This window comes from Pseudonocardia sp. ICBG601 (genome assembly GCF_020496245.1).
Window position 1 is genome coordinate 618,353 of record NZ_JAHLJA010000148.1, and the last position, 15,948, is coordinate 634,300.

General features: G+C 75.5%; 13 protein-coding genes. 5 read left to right on the top strand and 8 right to left on the bottom strand.

Going from position 1 to position 15,948, the window contains the following annotated elements; all coding sequences use genetic code 11:
* Positions 1-6: 6 nt before the first annotated feature.
* From KPL57_RS32105 to KPL57_RS32125, 5 genes are all read right to left on the bottom strand, one after another.
* Positions 7-345 carry an MmcQ/YjbR family DNA-binding protein gene (locus KPL57_RS32105; RefSeq protein ID WP_226354384.1) on the bottom strand — a complete coding sequence of 113 codons (339 nt, stop codon included), beginning with the start codon at positions 343-345 and terminating at the stop codon, positions 7-9.
* Between the two features lie 43 nt (positions 346-388).
* Complete coding sequence (locus KPL57_RS32110; protein ID WP_226354385.1) at positions 389-1,111, bottom strand: alpha/beta fold hydrolase; 723 nt, start codon at positions 1,109-1,111, stop codon at positions 389-391.
* Between the two features lie 9 nt (positions 1,112-1,120).
* On the bottom strand, positions 1,121-1,933 hold the full coding sequence (locus tag KPL57_RS32115) for a DMT family transporter (RefSeq protein WP_226354386.1): 813 nt from the start codon (positions 1,931-1,933) through the stop codon (positions 1,121-1,123).
* Between the two features lie 79 nt (positions 1,934-2,012).
* Positions 2,013-2,348, bottom strand: a complete 336-nt coding sequence (locus KPL57_RS32120; protein ID WP_226354387.1) for a hypothetical protein — start codon at positions 2,346-2,348, stop codon at positions 2,013-2,015.
* 281 nt (positions 2,349-2,629) lie between these two features.
* A complete protein-coding gene (locus tag KPL57_RS32125; protein WP_226354388.1) occupies positions 2,630-4,678 on the bottom strand; it encodes an Hsp70 family protein in 2,049 nt (682 codons plus the stop codon).
* A gap of 246 nt (positions 4,679-4,924) precedes the next feature.
* Between KPL57_RS32125 and KPL57_RS32130 the strand changes: the two genes are divergently transcribed.
* From KPL57_RS32130 to KPL57_RS32145, 4 genes are all read left to right on the top strand, one after another.
* The gene (locus KPL57_RS32130; protein WP_226354389.1) at positions 4,925-5,740 is read left to right on the top strand and encodes a hypothetical protein; all 816 of its coding nucleotides are present in this window, start codon (positions 4,925-4,927) and stop codon (positions 5,738-5,740) included.
* Positions 5,741-5,863: 123 nt separating this feature from the next.
* Positions 5,864-6,655 carry an IniB N-terminal domain-containing protein gene (locus KPL57_RS32135; RefSeq protein WP_226354390.1) on the top strand — a complete coding sequence of 264 codons (792 nt, stop codon included), beginning with the start codon at positions 5,864-5,866 and terminating at the stop codon, positions 6,653-6,655.
* Between the two features lie 166 nt (positions 6,656-6,821).
* Complete coding sequence (locus tag KPL57_RS32140) at positions 6,822-8,651, top strand: dynamin family protein (protein ID WP_226354391.1); 1,830 nt, start codon at positions 6,822-6,824, stop codon at positions 8,649-8,651.
* Positions 8,648-10,126, top strand: coding sequence for a dynamin family protein (locus KPL57_RS32145; protein WP_226354392.1), 1,479 nt, complete (start codon positions 8,648-8,650; stop codon positions 10,124-10,126). Before KPL57_RS32140 ends, KPL57_RS32145 begins: the two co-directional genes overlap by 4 nt.
* A 3-nt stretch (positions 10,127-10,129) precedes the next feature.
* Here KPL57_RS32145 and KPL57_RS32150 read toward each other — a convergent pair whose 3' ends face one another.
* Positions 10,130-12,730 carry a helix-turn-helix transcriptional regulator gene (locus KPL57_RS32150; RefSeq protein ID WP_226354393.1) on the bottom strand — a complete coding sequence of 867 codons (2,601 nt, stop codon included), beginning with the start codon at positions 12,728-12,730 and terminating at the stop codon, positions 10,130-10,132.
* Positions 12,731-12,837: 107 nt separating this feature from the next.
* On the opposite strand from KPL57_RS32150, the gene KPL57_RS32155 reads away from it, so the two are divergent.
* Positions 12,838-13,470: a 2-C-methyl-D-erythritol 4-phosphate cytidylyltransferase gene (locus tag KPL57_RS32155; protein WP_226354394.1), complete on the top strand. Its 633-nt coding sequence runs from the start codon at positions 12,838-12,840 to the stop codon at positions 13,468-13,470.
* Positions 13,471-13,502: 32 nt separating this feature from the next.
* On the opposite strand, the gene KPL57_RS32160 is transcribed toward KPL57_RS32155, so the two are convergent.
* Positions 13,503-14,690 (bottom strand): class I SAM-dependent methyltransferase, encoded by a 1,188-nt coding sequence (locus KPL57_RS32160; RefSeq protein WP_226354395.1) that lies wholly within the window; start codon positions 14,688-14,690, stop codon positions 13,503-13,505.
* A 62-nt stretch (positions 14,691-14,752) separates the two neighbouring features.
* Entirely contained in the window at positions 14,753-15,934 is a 1,182-nt protein-coding gene (locus KPL57_RS32165) for an N-acetylmuramoyl-L-alanine amidase (protein ID WP_226354396.1), read from the bottom strand.
* Between the last annotated feature and the right edge of the window lie 14 nt (positions 15,935-15,948).

The following is a 15,948-nucleotide window of genomic DNA, read 5'->3' on the forward strand; positions in this document are numbered from 1 at the left end:
CCTGGCTCAACCGTCGCGCCGGCGCACCACCGACGGCGGGGCCTTCCGCCGCCACGCCTCCTCGACGAGCTCCGCGAGCTGCCCCGCGTCGACCCGGTCGAGGTCGACGAGGATGGAGCCGTGGCCGTCGTAGTGCGGGGTCGTGAAGTACGCCGGGTCGCCCGACGCGAGCAGCGCCTCCTTCTCCTCGAGCGAGCACATCAGCACCAGCCCGCCCTCGGCCTCGGTGCGCAGCCGGGCGAAGCCCTTGCCACGGACCTTCAGCGACGGCGTCCGGTACCAGGTCGACTCCTCGACCTCCGGCAGCCCGGACCCGATCCGCACCACGTCGTCCCAGCTCGGCATGGGGTCATGGTGCCCGCGGCGGGCGCTGCGCGTCGTGGAGGAATCAGACCAGGTGGGCCGCGAGGAACCGGTCGACGGCGGCGCGGCCGTCGTCGACGTGCGGCTCGACCTTCCACTGCTCGACCAGCTCCGCGCCGGGCGCGAGCCCGGCGAGGCGGCGCGACACCGGCTCCGGGTGGAAGGCGTCGATCCCCATCAGCACCAGCCACGGCGTCGCGACGTGGGCGAGCGCCTCGTCGGGGACGGAGTACAGCATCCCGCCGCCGCCCCACATGTTCGTGCGGAACGCGGCCCAGTCGTCGTCGGGGACCTCGGGGTGGTCGGCCTCGATCCCGGCGCGCCAGCTGTCGAAGCTCTTCTCGAACAGGTGCTGGTTGTCGGCACGGCCGATGGGCTGCAGCGCGACCGCGGCCCGGACGCGTTGCGGGGCGGTGACCAGCAGGTTCGCGATGTAGGCGCCGCCGATGCACATGCCGAGCACCGCGCACTCGGAGACGCCGAGGTGGTCGAGCAGGGCGAGCTGGTCGGCGGTGTAGGTGTCCCAGCCGTCGCTGCCGTGGACCTCGGCGACCGAGGACCCGGCGTTGCGCTGGTCCATCGCGATGACGCGGTACCGCTGAGCGAGGTGGGCGACCGGGTCCCAGGGGGCGTTGCCCCAGGCCGCGATCGTCGAGTTCATGCCGCCCGGGGCGAGCAGCAGCACCGGGAACCCCGTGCCGTGCTCCTCGTAGTGCAGGGTCACACCGGGGCGCTCGAAGGAGGGCATGGCCCGAAACTAGGCCACCCGCGGGGGAGTCCGCTTCTCCGGACGGCGCCGCGCCAGGATGGAGGTGCCGTAGACGACGAGCGCCAGCCCGAGCAGCAGCAGCCACCACAGACCGGGGCGGACGGTGTCGTCGAGCAGGGTGATGCCGACCAGCCCGGGCACGACGACCTGGGTGACCATGTAGAGCGCGGTCACCGTGGAGACGTCGCCGAGCTGCAGCGCGCGGGCGTAGTTGTACAGGCCGGTCAGCGCCATGCCGACCAGGATGTAGACCAGCGGCTCGCGCAGCAGGCCGGCCAGGTCGACGCCCTCGGACACGTGCATCGCGCGGATGCAGACCGAGCCGCCGCCCAGCCCGAGCCCGGCGAGCACCGCCGACGGCCACGGCTTGGTCGAGTTCGTGATCGCCAGCGTCACACCCATGATCACGACCAGCGCCGCGATCAGGACGGCGACGGTCGTGCCGTGGCCGGTCAGGGCCTGCTTGCGCTCGGTCCCCGCGCTGCCGGCGACGAACGCGAGCCCGAGCATGCTGGCGCCGATGGCGAGCCGGTGCACCGGCCGCAGCCACTCGCCGCGGAAGTAGCGGGCGTACAGGGCGGTCATCGCGATGGCCCCGGCGAGTGTCGCCTGCACAGCGAAGATGGGGATGAACTGCAGCGCGACGACCATGCAGAGCCAGGTGACGATGTCCATCGCGATCCCGCCGATGAACCGGGGGCGGGCCAGGACGGCGCTGGTGCGCCCGCCCTGGTTGGCCGCGTCGGCCTGGAGGATAGCGGCGACGGTGCTGCAGAGCATCGCGAACACCGCGAAGAGCATGCCGATCAGCACGGGCGGGCCCGGGTCAGGGCACGGGCGGCACGCAGGATGATCGGCACCGGCCGATTGTGACGTACTGCTACCGGGTGCCGGCCGGGCGGGCGTCCGACGGGGCGGGCCGCTGCTCGGGCAGCGCCGCGGGCATCTCGAAGAAGCCGCTCATCAGCCCGCTGCCGGGCTGCTCGTCACGCGTACCGGCGGCGGCCTGCCAGGGGGACGTGCCGCCCTGGGTCGCGCGGCGCTGCGCCAGCACGGCCCGCGGGCGCTCGGTGAGGACCAGGATGCCGACCGTCAGGGCCACCCCCACCAGCAGCGGCCCTCCGACCACCAGGATGGGCCAGCCCACCACGACATACGCGAGCACCAACGCACCCGCCGCCATGCCGATGACCGCCCCCGCCAACCGCGTCACCACGCGCCCCTCTCACACCGTGCCCGAACCGTGACGACCAGTGTTTTACCACGTCGGAGGGGGTGGACACGGGCGACGCGACGCGGTAGCAGTCACACCTTCGGGCACGGCCGTATCGCATAGTGCATGGGGCCGAGCCGGCGTGGGGGCTCCCGTGTCCACGCCGGCCCGGCGGTCCGAATCATCCCGCTCCGGGGTCCGGGCAGGACGGGGTGGGGGTCACTCGGCGCTGTCGTCGCAGCGCAGAGGGTGATCAGTGATCGATTCCTTGTCCGACAGGATGATCACGCAGCCGCACCCGCGGCCGGGGTGGTCGACGTCGGCGCGGGGGCCGTGGTCGTCGGGCCCGGGACCGGGGTGGTCGGGTCGGTGGTGGGCGGGGTCGTGACCGGCGGGGTGGTCGGGTCGGGCGTGCCCTCCGTCGGGGTCTGGGTGGTCGGCGGCGGCGTCTTGGGAGGGGTCGACGCCGGCGGGGTGGAGGCGGTCGGCGGCGGGACGGCCGGGGCGGGCGCGGCCGGAGCCGGGGCGGGCGCGGCCGGGGCGACGGCCGCGACCGGAGCGGCGGCACCCGCGGCGGGGCGGGCCGCAGTACCCCCGGTGGCCGTGCCACCCGAGGCACCGGCGCCACCGGTGGCGGCGTGTCTCCCGCCCACGGGGGCACCCGCGGCCGGACCGGCGGCGACGCCGGCGGCCGGGGCGGCCCCCGGGGCGACCGGGGCCGGCGCGACGGCCGGTGAGCTCAGCACGGGGGCCGCGCTCAGCTCACCGATCCCGGGGCTCGTCGTGGGCCAGAACAGCAGCGCACCCGCGATGGCGGCGGCACCGGCGAGACCACCGGCACCGACCACCAGGCGCTGCCGGGTGACCGTGGCGCGACGGGCGGTGGCCGGGGCGTCCCGGGTGACCAGGGTGTCCGGGGCGGGCCGCTCCGGGCGGGCGGCGGACGGTGCGGGCGGCTGTCCGGCCCCGAGGACCGAGGTCCGTGCGGGGGCGGGGGGCTGCGCCGTACGGGGGCGGGGGACCGCGGTCAGCGGGCCGGTCGGCGGCTCCGGGTCGAGCAGCGCGACGGCCGTGGCGGCCGCGGCGGGCTGCTCGGTCCGTGCGGTCCGCTCCCGCTCGCCGCGGGTCGGCCACGCCGGGGTGGTCCGGTCGGTGCGCTCGGTGGCGTCCGGCCCGGGCCGGTCCCACGGGCTGCGCCCGGCCGGGTCGACGGGCTCGCGGGGCGCGGGGACACCGGTCAGCGGCGCCATCCGCACACCGGGCCAGGAGGTCCCGGCCCCCGGAGCGACGGCCAGTGCGGCACCGCGGGCGGCGTCGGCCACCGGATCCGCGACGACGGCGACCGGGCGGCCCAGTGCCGCCGAGACCGCCTGCACCACGACCGGCATCCGCGCGGCACCGCCGGCGAGCAGCACCTCGGCGTCGGGGGCGGCGGCGACGACGTCCTGCACCAGGTCGGCGACCGGCTCGAGCAGCGGGCGGGTGAGTTCGTCGAGGTCGGAGCGGTGGATCCGGACCGCGGTCCGCAGGCCGGGCATCTCCACCCGGACGGTCGCGACGGTGTCCCGGGACAGCAGCTGCTTGGCGGCGCGGCACTCGTCGCGCAGGGCGGTCAGGGCGGCGACGGTCCGCGGGTCGTCGGGGTCGAGCGCGTCGAACGCGGCGGCCGTGGCCGGGGAGGAGGACCGGACGAAGGCGAACACCGCGTCGTCGACGTCGGCGCCACCGGTCCGGCAGCTCAGCGTGCGGCCGACGGCGTCGGGCAGCACCCCGGGTGCGGCCGCCGCCAGCACGGTCGCGGTGGTCCCGTTGCCTCCCAGGTCGACGACGGCGAGAGGCCCCCCGGCCGGCACGACGGCGCGGTGGGCGAGCGCGACGGCCTGCGGCGCGGTCACCAGGGAGACGGTCAGCCCGCGGCGACGCAGTGCGGCGGCCAGCAGGTCGCGCTTGTGGCGTCCCCAGCCCACCGGGCAGGTGACGCCGATCCGCGACGGCGGGCCGCCGTGCCGGGTGGACACCTCGTCGACCAGGACGCGCACCAGCCGGGCGCACAGGTCCTCGGCCGCGTAGGCGTAGCCGCCCAGCGAGAGCGGGGTCGGGTCCCCGACCCGGTCGAGGAAGCCGCGGGCGACGCGGTCCGGCTCGGCCGGGGCCCGGCGACGGGCGGGCTCACCGCACAGCAGGTCACCCCCGGGCGTCGCGACCAGCACCGCCGGGAGCACGTCGCTCCCGTCGCGGCCCCCCAGCCGCACGGGTTCCGCGGCACCGCCCGTGCGCAGCACGGCAGCGGTCACCGAGGTGGCCCCCAGATCGATCCCGAGCAGGTACGACATCACTGCTCCCCCCTCGTCGAACCGGCACGCCGGCGTAGTCCTCTCGCGAGACCCATCGACGGGGGCGGCCCCGGTGTTAGCCCGTGCGGCGCAGCAGTTCGAGGTTGGGGACCGATCCCCTAACGGCCCCCCTGGGGACCCGGAGCGATCCCCGATGGCCGGACCGGCCGGCGCCCCTAGCTTTCGTCATCAACACCGGTCGTCGCCGACGGACCGGTCACACCCCGAGCGACACCGGAGGCCGTCATGGCTGCACACGACATCTCGCTGATCGACTTCATCAAGCTCCTGCTCGGCAACGGCTCCGAGAGCATCCAGGTCCGCGACTGGTTCAACGACAACCCGAACGCGGTCCTGCAGCACTACGGCCTCTCCGAGCTGTCCCCGGAGGACGTCCGCGACGCGCTGGTCATCGCGCAGGACAACGACACCGTCTCCTTCGACCGCCACTACGACACCGGCTTCAACTGGGGCGGCGGCGACAAGGGCGGCTGGAGCGAGGGCAAGGGCGGCCACGGCGACCACGGCCACAAGGCCGCCGCGTCCCACGAGAACGTGCACGTCAAGGACGTGTGGCACACCGAGAACATCGACGACCGCGACACCATCGTCGACAACTCCGTGAACCAGCACATCGACACCCACGGTGGCGACTTCGACCAGGACATCGACATCCGGTCGACCTCCGCCTCCGGTGACGGCGCGGTGGCCGTCGGCGGCGACAACAACGCCCCGGTCACCACCGGCAACGGCAACGTCGTCGGTGACGGCAACCAGGTCGTGGCCGGCAACGGCAACACCACCGCCTTCGGCGAGGGTTCGGCCTACAAGACCGGCGACATCTCCGCGAGCAAGGGTGGCGCGGTCTCGCTGGGCGGCGACGCGAACGGCTCGCACGACGCGACCGACTCGTTCAACAAGACCTGGAACGAGTCGCACCAGACGACCGACATCAGCGACTCGTACAACACGGACAACAGCGTGGACACCCACACCACCGTGGACGACCACAGCCACACCGACATCGCCTCGCACAACGACGTCGACCTGTCCGTCGGCTGACCCAGCGCTCCGCCCGGTGACCGGGCCGGGACGCCCCCGACCCCGGCCCGGTCACCACCTCCCGCACCACCCGAACCCTCCGTCGAGCGCCCGAGCCCGGCGGCATCCCATGAGGAGAACGTCATGTCCGTCGAGAAGTCGCTGATCCAGTTCATCCTGGACCTGCTCAAGGACCCGAAGGCTCTGGCCGAGTTCAAGGAGGACCCGCACGGCATGCTCGCCCAGTGCGGCCTGTCCGAGGTCTCCGCCGACGACGTCCGGGACGCGCTCGTCCTGGCCCAGGACAACGACGACGTGTCGTTCGACCGTGACTACAACACCGGCGGCGGCCACGGCGGTCACGGCCACCACACCCCGCCCCCGCCGCCCGTCCACCACGGCGAGGACCCGGTCAAGTACATCGACAAGTACGTGACCAACAACCACTACACCACCAACATCGACGACCGCGACACCATCATCGACAACTCGGTGAACCAGAACGTCGACACCGGCGGCGGCGACTTCAACCAGTCGATCGACACCAAGACCACCGTCGCGTCCGGCGACGGCGCGGTGGCCATCGGCGGCGACAACAACGCCCCGGTCACCACCGGCGACCACAACGTGGTCGGCGACGACAACCAGGTGGTGTCCGGCGACGACAACACCACCTCGTTCGGCTCGGGCTCGGCCTACAACACCGGCGACATCTCCGCCGACAAGGGCGGCGCCGTCTCCCTGGGTGGCGACGCCACCGGCTCGAACGACGCGTCGGGCTCGTTCAACGACACCCACAACGAGTCGCATTCCTCGGTCGACGTCGACGACTCGTACAACACGGACAACAGCCAGTACGCCGAGTCGCACACCGACGACCACAGCCACACCGACCTCCTGTCGCACAACGACGTCTCCGCCGACGTGGCCCTCTGATCCGGTAGCGCTGCTCCGGGCGGATCAGTAGGGTTCGCCCGCCCGGACCGGCCGGCCCCGGTCACCCACCCGTGGGTGACCGGGGCCGTCGTCGTTCGTGTATCCATGACGGGAACGTGATGGGTGGTGTGGGGCACCATCCGCGGAGCGACGGGGGGAAACGGTCGTGGCAGTGCCGGAGGCGGTCGCACTCGTCGACCTGGCCCTCAAGGCGGTGACTGCCTACGACCGCCCCGACCTGGCACCGCGGCTGCGGCAGACGAAGGCGCGCCTGACCGATCCGGTCGTGCGGGTGCTGGTCGTCGGCGAGTTCAAGCAGGGCAAGAGCCAGCTGGTGAACGCGCTGGTCAACGCCACCGTGTGTCCCGTCGACGACGACATCGCCACCGCCGTGCCGACGCTCGTGCGCTTCGGCGAGGAGACCTCGGTGACCCTCGTGCGCGAGGCCCCCGGCCCCGACGGGGCGGCGACCGAGCAGGCCGAGCGGACCGTCGTCGGGCTCGACCAGCTCGCCGAGCACGTCTCCGAGGCCGGCAACCCCGGTAACCGGGCCCGCCTCACCCGCGCCGAGGTGACGCTGCCCCGCAAGCTCCTGCAGAGCGGGCTGGCGCTGGTCGACACCCCCGGCGTCGGCGGGCTCGGGTCCGCGCACGGCGCCGCGACGATGTCGGCCCTTCCCACCGCGGACGCGGTGCTGCTGGTCTCCGACGCCAGCCAGGAGTACACCGCCCCCGAGCTCGATTTCCTGCAGGCCGCGCGCAAGCTCTGCCCGAACGTCGCCTGCATCGTCACCAAGACCGACCTGTACCCGCACTGGCGCCGGATCGTCGACCTCGACCAGGGCCACCTGCGCACCGCCCGGGTCGACGCCGAGCTGCTGCCGGTCTCCTCCGCGCTGCGGCTGCACGCGGCCCGCACCCAGGACCTCGACCTCATCGCCGAGTCCGGCTTCCAGGCGCTCACCAGCTTCCTGCTGCGCAAGGTCGTCGGTGCCGCCGACGACCTGGACCGCCGTTCCACCAGCCAGGACGTGCTCGTCACCTGCCAGGCCCTCGAGGCCACGATGCGGGCCGAGCTGATGTCGCAGAAGGACCCGGAGAAGGCCGGCCAGCTCGCCCGCGAGCTGGAGGCCGCGCGGTCCCGCGTCGACGAGCTGCGCCAGCGCTCCGCGCGCTGGCAGACCACGCTCACCGACGGCGTCGCCGACCTGATCGCCGACATCGAGTACGACCTGCGCGACCGGCTGCGCGCGGTCTCCCGCGACGCCGAGCAGCTCCTCGAGGACGCCGACCCGGCCGACATCTGGGAGCAGTTCGCCGAGTGGTTCCACAAGCAGGTGGCCCACGCCGTCGCCCAGAACTTCGTGTGGACGACCGAGCGCGCCCGCTGGCTGGCCGAGCAGGTCGCCGAGCACTTCGCCGAGGCCGTCGACGTGACCCTGCCCGAGCTGCGGGTCGCCGGCGGCTCGGTGGCCGGACTGGTCGACCCGCTGGAGATGCCCGCCGACGAGAAGTTCGGCATCGGGCAGAAGCTGTTCGTCGGGGCCCGCGGCGGCTACGGCGGCATGCTGATGTTCGGTCTCGCCTCCACCTTCGCCGGGATCGCCCTGCTGAACCCGCTGTCGGTCGGCGCCGGTCTGCTGTTCGGTGCCAAGACCGTGCGCGACGAGAAGAAGCGCATGAAGCAGCGGCGCCAGGCCGACTCGAAGAACGCCGTGCGCCGGCACATCGACGAGGTGACCTTCCAGGTCGGCAAGGACTCGCGGGACAACCTGCGCCGGATCCAGCGCGACCTGCGCGACCACTTCACCACCGTCGCCGACGAGCTGTCCGAGGCGCTGAAGGAGTCCGTCGCGGCCGCGCAGACCGCCCTGAAGGACGACGCCGAGCGCCAGCAGCGCGTCGCGGACCTGGAGGCCGAGCTGGAGCGGGTCACCGGCCTCGCCGAGCGGGCCAGGGCGCTGGCCGCCGCCGTGGGCACCGGGGCGTCGGCGTGAGCGCGCTCACCGAGCAGACCCGGGCGCTGCTGCGCCGCACGCTGGACGCCTACGGCGACTCCCCGCAGGCCGCGGGCTGGCTGCGCCACCACCTCGACCGGTTCGACGAGCCGCTGCGCGTCGCGATCGCCGGCAAGGTCAAGGCCGGCAAGTCCACATTGCTCAACGCCCTGGTCGGCGAGCGGATCGCCCCCACCGACGCGGGCGAGTGCACCCGCATCGTCACCTGGTACGCCGACGCGCCCGCGCCGGGCGTGCGGATGCACCTGCGCTCCGGCGCGGACCGCCCGCTCACCCTGGCCCGGCGCGACGGCGCGCTGCAGATCGACCTGCAGGGCGCCCGGGTGGAGGACGTCGACCGGCTGCACGTCGACTGGCCGTCGCAGCACCTGCGGCGCACCAACCTCATCGACACCCCCGGCATCGGGTCGCTGACCGCCGACGCGGCCGGCCGGGCCGGAGAGTTCCTGACGCCGGAGGACACGCCGTCGCCCGCCGACGCCGTCGTCTACCTGATGCGTCACCTGCACGCCGGTGACGTGCGGTTCCTGGAGGCCTTCCACGACCGCGGCGTCGCCCGCGCGACCCCGGTGAACACCATCGCGGTGCTGTCGCGCGCCGACGAGATCGGGGTCGGCCGGCTCGACGCGCTGATCTCCGCGCGCCGGATCGCACGGCGCTACCGCGGCGACGACAAGCTGCGGGGGCTGTGCCAGACCGTCGTCGCCGTCGCCGGGCTGCTCGCCGAGACCGCACGCACGATGCGGCAGGACGAGTACGTCGCGCTCACCGAGCTGGCCGCGCTCCCGCGGGGCGACGTCGAGGCGCTGCTGCTCTCGGCCGACCGGTTCGGGCGCACCGACCTCGACCGGCCCGACGCCGCCACCCGGGTCGCGCTGCTGGAGCGGTTCGGCCTGTTCGGCGTCCGGCTCGGGACGACGCTGATCCGCCAGGGTGTGAAGGACCCGACCGCGCTGGCCGACGACCTGGTGCGCCGCTCCGGTCTCGACGAGCTGCGCTCGGTGCTCGACACCCAGTTCTCCGAGCGGCGCGACCTGCTCAAGGCCCGCTCCGCGCTGCTGGCCGTCGACCTCGTGCTGACCCGCGAGCCCCGCCCGGCGACGGCCGCGCTGCGTGCCGAGGTGGAGCGGATCCTGGCCGGGGCGCACGAGTTCGTCGAGCTGCGGGCGCTGGCCGACCTGCGCGCCGGGAAGATCGTGTTCCCGCCCGAGGCACTCGCCGACGCCGAACGGCTGCTCGGTGGCGAGGGCGGCTCAGCGGCGGCCCGGCTCGGCCTCGACGGTGCCGCCGGCCCGCGCGAGGTCCACGACGCCGCCTCCGAGGCGCTGCGCCGCTGGCGGCGGCGGGCCGAGAGCCCGCTGACCGGGCGGGCGTCGGCGGAGGCCGCGCGGATCGTGGTGCGGTCCTGCGAGGGGCTGCTCGCCGAGGCGTCCCGCCCGCACGCGCACCACTGAGCCCTACCCGCGGTCGCCCAGGATCCGGCGGAGCTCGTCGAGCAGCTCGCTGCGGCCGCCCACCCCGAGACGCTGACGCATCCGGGCCACGTGGTGCTCGACGGTCTTCGCCGAGATGAACAGCGCCTCACCGATCTCGCGCTGAGTACGCCCCTGCACGACGAGCTCGGCGACCTCCAGCTCGCGCTCGGACAGCAGACCCGACGCGGACGGTTCCGGGGCGGTCTCGACGGGCGCCGGGGCCGCGGCGGCGGGCTCCTTCCCGACCGGGCCGGGCTCGTCCGCCGGCGGTGGGACGGTCCCCTGGCGCAGGTCCGTCCCCGCCGCCTGCAGGGCCCGCGCGCAGGCCAGCAGGGCCGACACCGCGCGCCGGTCCCCGGTCCGCAGCGCCGCCTGCCCGGCGAGGCGGCCGCCGTCGAAGGACAGGCCGACGGCGTGCAGCCCGCGGGCGGCGGCCTCGACCTCGGCCGCGTCGACCCGGTCCTCCAGCACGCCCACCCAGTGCGGGGCCGCCGTCGCCATGGCGTGGGCGAAGCGGCTGCCGCAGGCGGCGCTCTGCAGCTCGTCGGAGCGGGCGCGGGCGGCCTCGACGTCGTCGGTGAGCACCGCGGCCTGCAGCCGCGCCCAGTGCAGCGGGGCGGCCCACAGTGCCGGTCGGCCGAGCCGGTCGAGCAGCGCGTCGGCCTCGGCGAGGTGCGGGGCCACCCAGCTCTCCTCCCGCAGCCGCGACGCCGCGGTCACCAGCTCCCCGAGGGGCTGCAGCACGTAGAGGTCGACCGGGTGCCGGACGATCGCCTGCCGGGCCCGCGTCCAGGACCGCATGAGGGCGCCGAGGTCGGACTGGCGGCGGGCGATCGCGACCTGCAGCGCGGCGGCGAGGAACTCGTCGCGCGGTTCGAGGGGGTCGTCGCCCGCGTCGACGGCGGCGAGCCGCTCCGACGCCGGACCGGTCGCGCCGCGCAGCAGCGCGATCCAGCCGAGCAACAGCCGGTGCCGAGCCCGGGCGGGCGCGCCGCCGAGCCCGGTCCGCAGGGCGCGGTCCAGTACGGACGCGGCGACGTCGAACTCCCCGGTGTGCACGGCCACCAGGGCGGCCAACGCGGCCGGGGTGTCGGGGAGCAGCGCGGCGCCGTGCGCGGTCTCCAGCAGACCGGCGGCGCGGGCCAGGCCGGACAGCGCGGCGGTCGGGGAGCCCTCGACCGAGTCGAGCATGCCGCGGGCGGTGAGGTCGTCGGCGCCGTCGACGAGGGTGGGCGCGCGGCCGGCGACGAACCCGGGACCGTCGCCGTCGACCCCGACGACGGCGCGGGCCTCCTCCAGCGCCCCGGTCCCGATCAGGACGGGCACGGCCGCCGCGGGCGGGCGCTCCCCGGACACCGCCGCGGTCCACCGGTACAGCTCGGCGCTGCGTGCCAGCAGCCCCCGCCGGGCGAGGACGGCGGCCGCGACCGACCCGGCGCGGACGGCGTCCTCGGCCTCGACGGCGTCGGTCGCGGACAGCACCGAGTCCGCGTGCCCGAGCGCGCCGTCGAGGTCCCCGGCGACCAGGTGGGCCTGCGCGCGGTGCGCGGCGACGGTCAGCGGGGGTGCCCCCGCGGCGACGGCCTCGGCGTAGAACCGGACCGCGTCCGGGCTCTCCGCGCGGGCCGCCTCGGCCGCGGCGGCCCGGAACACCGCGGCGGCGCGCTCCCCGGTGGCCCCGGACCCGCGGAGGGTGCGGGCGACGGCGAGCACGCTCCCGCCGCGGTCGAGCTCGATCTCGGCGAGGTGGCGGCGCAGCTCGGCCCGCCGGGCCGGCGCGACCCGGGTGCGGATCGCCTCGGCGACCAGCGGTACGACCCGCCCGTCGGGGGTGCAGAGCCCGGCGGCGACGGCCCGGCCGGACAGCTCGTCGAGCTCGGCGATCTCGGCGCCGACGCCGATGCCGGCCGCGTCGGAGATCCCCAGCAGCGGGACGAGCACCTCGCCGTCGACGGGGGCGCCGAGCGCGAGCGCGGTGACCAGCTCGACCACCCGCGGGTCCTCGGCGTCGACGGCGTAGCCGATCTGCTCGGCGAGCTGCGGCGGCACCGGACCGCCGACCCGTCCGTGGGCGAGCAGCCGGTCGACCAGCACCGGGGCCCCGGCGGTGCGCTCGGCGACGACCCGGACGGCCTCGTCGGAGATCCGCACCCCGGCGACGCGGGCGGCCCGGGCGGCGATCCCGGCGGCGTCGAGCGCACCCAGGACCAGCGGCGGCGCGGCGGCGGCCAGCGTCGCGCCGAGCCGGGCCAGCGCGCGGCTGCGCGGCCACGGACGGAACGCGACGACCAGCCGGGCGTCCGGACGGCCCGCGCGCCCGCGCAGGTCGGCCAGCTCGTCGTCGCCGAGCTCGTGGGCGTCGTCGACGACCGTCACGTCCTGCCCGGCTCCGGCCTCGGTCCACACCCGGACCAGCTCGCGCAGTACGGTCGACTTGCCCGCACCCGCCGGGCCGGTGACGGCCACCAGGCGCGGTGCGGCCGGGTCCTCGGCGACGGCCCGGACCAGCGCGACCGCGGCGGGGGCCCCGGCGAGCGGGCCGGTCGACGCGGCGGGCGTGGGGGACGTCGTCGGTGCCGCCATCCTCGTCCGCCCCTCCCGGTCGCCCGATCGGGTCGCCCGATCGGGGACGGCCGAGGCTATCGGGTGCGGTGTCCGGTTCCCCCGCCGGACCCGGCAGGATCACCGGAGTGCGTGACCACGTGTGGGCGATCGTGCTGGCGGGCGGCCGGGGGCTCCGTTACGGCCGGCTGAAGCAGCTCGACGAGCTGGCCGGGTCCCGGCTGGTCGACCACACCGTCGCCGCCGCCCGGCGCACCTGCGACCGGGTCGCGCTGGTGCTGCCGTCCGGGGTGGACTGGGACGGCGAGCCGGTCGACGCGCTCGCCGTCGGCGGGGACCACCAGTCGGAGTCCCTGCGGGCCGGGCTGGCCGTCGTGCCCGCCGAGGCGGGGGTCCTGGTGCTCGCCGACCCGGCGCACCCGCTCGCCGCCGACCGGATCTTCACCGCGGTGGTCGAGGCCGTGCGGGCGGGCGCCGACGGTGCGGTGCCGGTGGTCCCGCTGCTGGAGGTGGTGCAACGGGTGCGCGACGGCGTCGTCGTCGACACCCTCCCCAAGCAGGACGCGGTGGTCACGCAGTCGCCGCAGGCGTTCCGCGCCGACGTGCTGCGTGCCGCGCACGCCGACGCGCCCCGGCCGGTGGAGAACTCCGGGATGCTCGCCGCGCTCGGCCACCGCGTGGTGACGGTGCCGGGGGACCCGGCGAACCTGCACGTCGCGAGCCCGGAGGACCTGGCCGTCGTCCGGCGGCTGGTCGGCTGACGGTCCCACGCGGTCCGTGCGCCGCAGGCCGGTCAGACCGCGAGCAGCTCCGTCGACCCGAGCCCCAGCTCGTCGAGCGTGGCGCGCACCTCGCCGGTGTAGACCGGGTTCATCAGCAGCACCGACCGCGGGGGCGAGTCCAGCAGGTCCTTCGGGGCGCGGATCGGCAGCCCGAGCCCGCCCATGAAACGCCCCTGCAGGCCGGGGTTGATGTCGACGACCGCGCCGACCGCGCCGGTCCCCTCCGCCCCGCCCTCGACGACGTTGAGGAAGGTCAGCCCCTTCGCCCCGCCACCCCAGACGACGACCTCGTCGCCGGTCGCGGCCCGGCCGCCGAGCCACTCCCGCCAGCGTCCGACCTGGTCCGACACCCGGGTCGCGAAGTCCCGGCAGGCGCTGCGCAGCGCCTCGCGCAGGTGCGGCTCCAGCTCGGGCGCGCCCGGCGTCCCGTCCGGGCCCGCCTCGGCGACGACGTACTGGTCGGCGTAGGTCAGCCGCACCTGCGGGTCGGAGAAGCCGACCCCGGTCAGGAACGTCCGCATGGTCGCCGGGGTGAAGTAGGAGCAGTGCTCGTACTGCAGGTCCCAGAAGGCGCCCTCGTCGAGGATCCGGCCCAGGTCGGGCACCTCGGCGAGCAGCGCCCGGCCGCCGCCGCGACGCAGCCCGGCGTACAGCTCCGCGCCGAAGACGGCGAGGTCGGGGATGTGCTCCAGGGTGTGCCGGCAGACCAGGGCGGCGGTGTCCGGCTCGACCTGGTCACGGGCGAACTCCGCGGGGACCGCGGTGAGCCGGTCCGCCAGCTCCGGGCGGACCCGCTGCGGCACGAAGTGCGGGTCGATCCCGGTCACCCGGCCGACGCCGGCGCCGAGCAGCTCGGCGGCGAAGTCGCCGGACCCGCACCCCACCTCAACGACGTGCCGCCCGGCCAGCCCGAACCGCGCGACCCAGTCCGCGGTGATCTCCGCGGCGTAGGCGGCGAAGCGGGGGGAGTGGTGCTGGGACTCCTCGTGGTCGCCTGTGTAGTCGAGCAGCCCCGGATCGAAGTCGCGGTTGAACACCAGCCCGCAGCGCTCGCACAGCACGAGCACCTGGTCACCGGTGGCCACGGAACGCGCCGAGACCGGGTCGGGCAGCACCGCGGTGCCGTGCACCGGCAGCCCGGTCGCGGAGAAGAACGGGTCGCTCGCGGGCGCGTCGCACGCGGGGCAGCGGTTCAGCACCGGGCGAGACTAGCGGCAGGCCGTCACCCGTCCGTGCGGGCGCTCCGCCCGGGACCGGGCCCTCAGCGGTTCAGCACGCCCTGCGGGTCCTGCGCGTCCGGGACGGCGCTGCCGGAGGTCCCGAGCAGCTTCTGCCACTGCGGGTGGTCGACGACGTCGGGCACGCTCTCCACCCGTCGTGCCGCCGCGAGCACCTCGACGGCACGGGCGGCGTCGTCCTCGGTGCCCGCGCGCACCGTGCGGGCCAGCTCCGGCCAGGTCTCCCCGCCGAGCAGGCCGTTGACGTCGTCGGCGCGGTGCGCGCGCTGGAACTCGCTCACCGCGGCCGCGGTGCGGTCGTCGAACCGGCCGTCGGGCTTCCCGGTCAGCGACCCGGCGTCGCGCAGCAGGTACTGGGCCGCCTCGACCATCGGGCCGCGGTCGCCGGTGCGCAGCAGCGGCCAGCTCGCCTTGGTCGCCTCGGTGCGCGAGAGCCGCCTGCCCAGCAGCCCCGCCACCTCGCGGCGCAGCCGGGGCAGCGCGGCGTAGAGACGGTCGCCCGGGCAGAGGGTGTTGCGGTAGTCGCGGTGGCCGTAGAGCTCGGTCGGGGCGATGCCGTAGCGCAGGCAGATGTAGGCGCAGGTGACGCGCAGCGAGTTCCACAGCGCCGGGGTCGGGTCGACCCCCATGTAGGTGCCCTCGTTCTCGATGCCGATCGCGATGACGTTCTGGCCGGGCGAGTGCGCCCCCTCGACGACGCGGCGGCCCCCGTTGAGCTCGCCGAGGCTCCAGAGCCTGCCCTCCATCACGTGCCCGCCGCGCGAGATCGTGAAGTGCTGCCCCGAGTCGAGCCAGCCGTTGCGGTCCATGTGGTAGTTCTGGATCGCCCTGGCCATCCGGTGCGCGGCCCCGACGCTGTAGTCGTTCGTGTTCGCCCCGGCCGTGTGGTGCACCAGGATCCGGATCGGGCGCCGGTCCCAGATCTTCGGCGGGAACTTCGGCTTGCGCGCGCCCCACTCGAAGCAGCGCGCGATGTAGGGGACCGGCACGCCCTCGGCGAGCGGACCGGCACCGGCCGGGCCGGGCATGCCGTCCGGCCCCGGGACCGCCGACGGGCCGGGCACCGGACCCGTGGCGGGCGGAGCGGGGTCGGTGGTCGGCGGCGGCCCGGCGAACGCCCGGCCGGGCAGGACCAGGCCCGCGCCGGCGACCGCACCCCCGACCAGCAGCCCGCGGCGGCTCCAGCTCTGTCCCGGCTCGACCATCGCTGCTGCCCCCC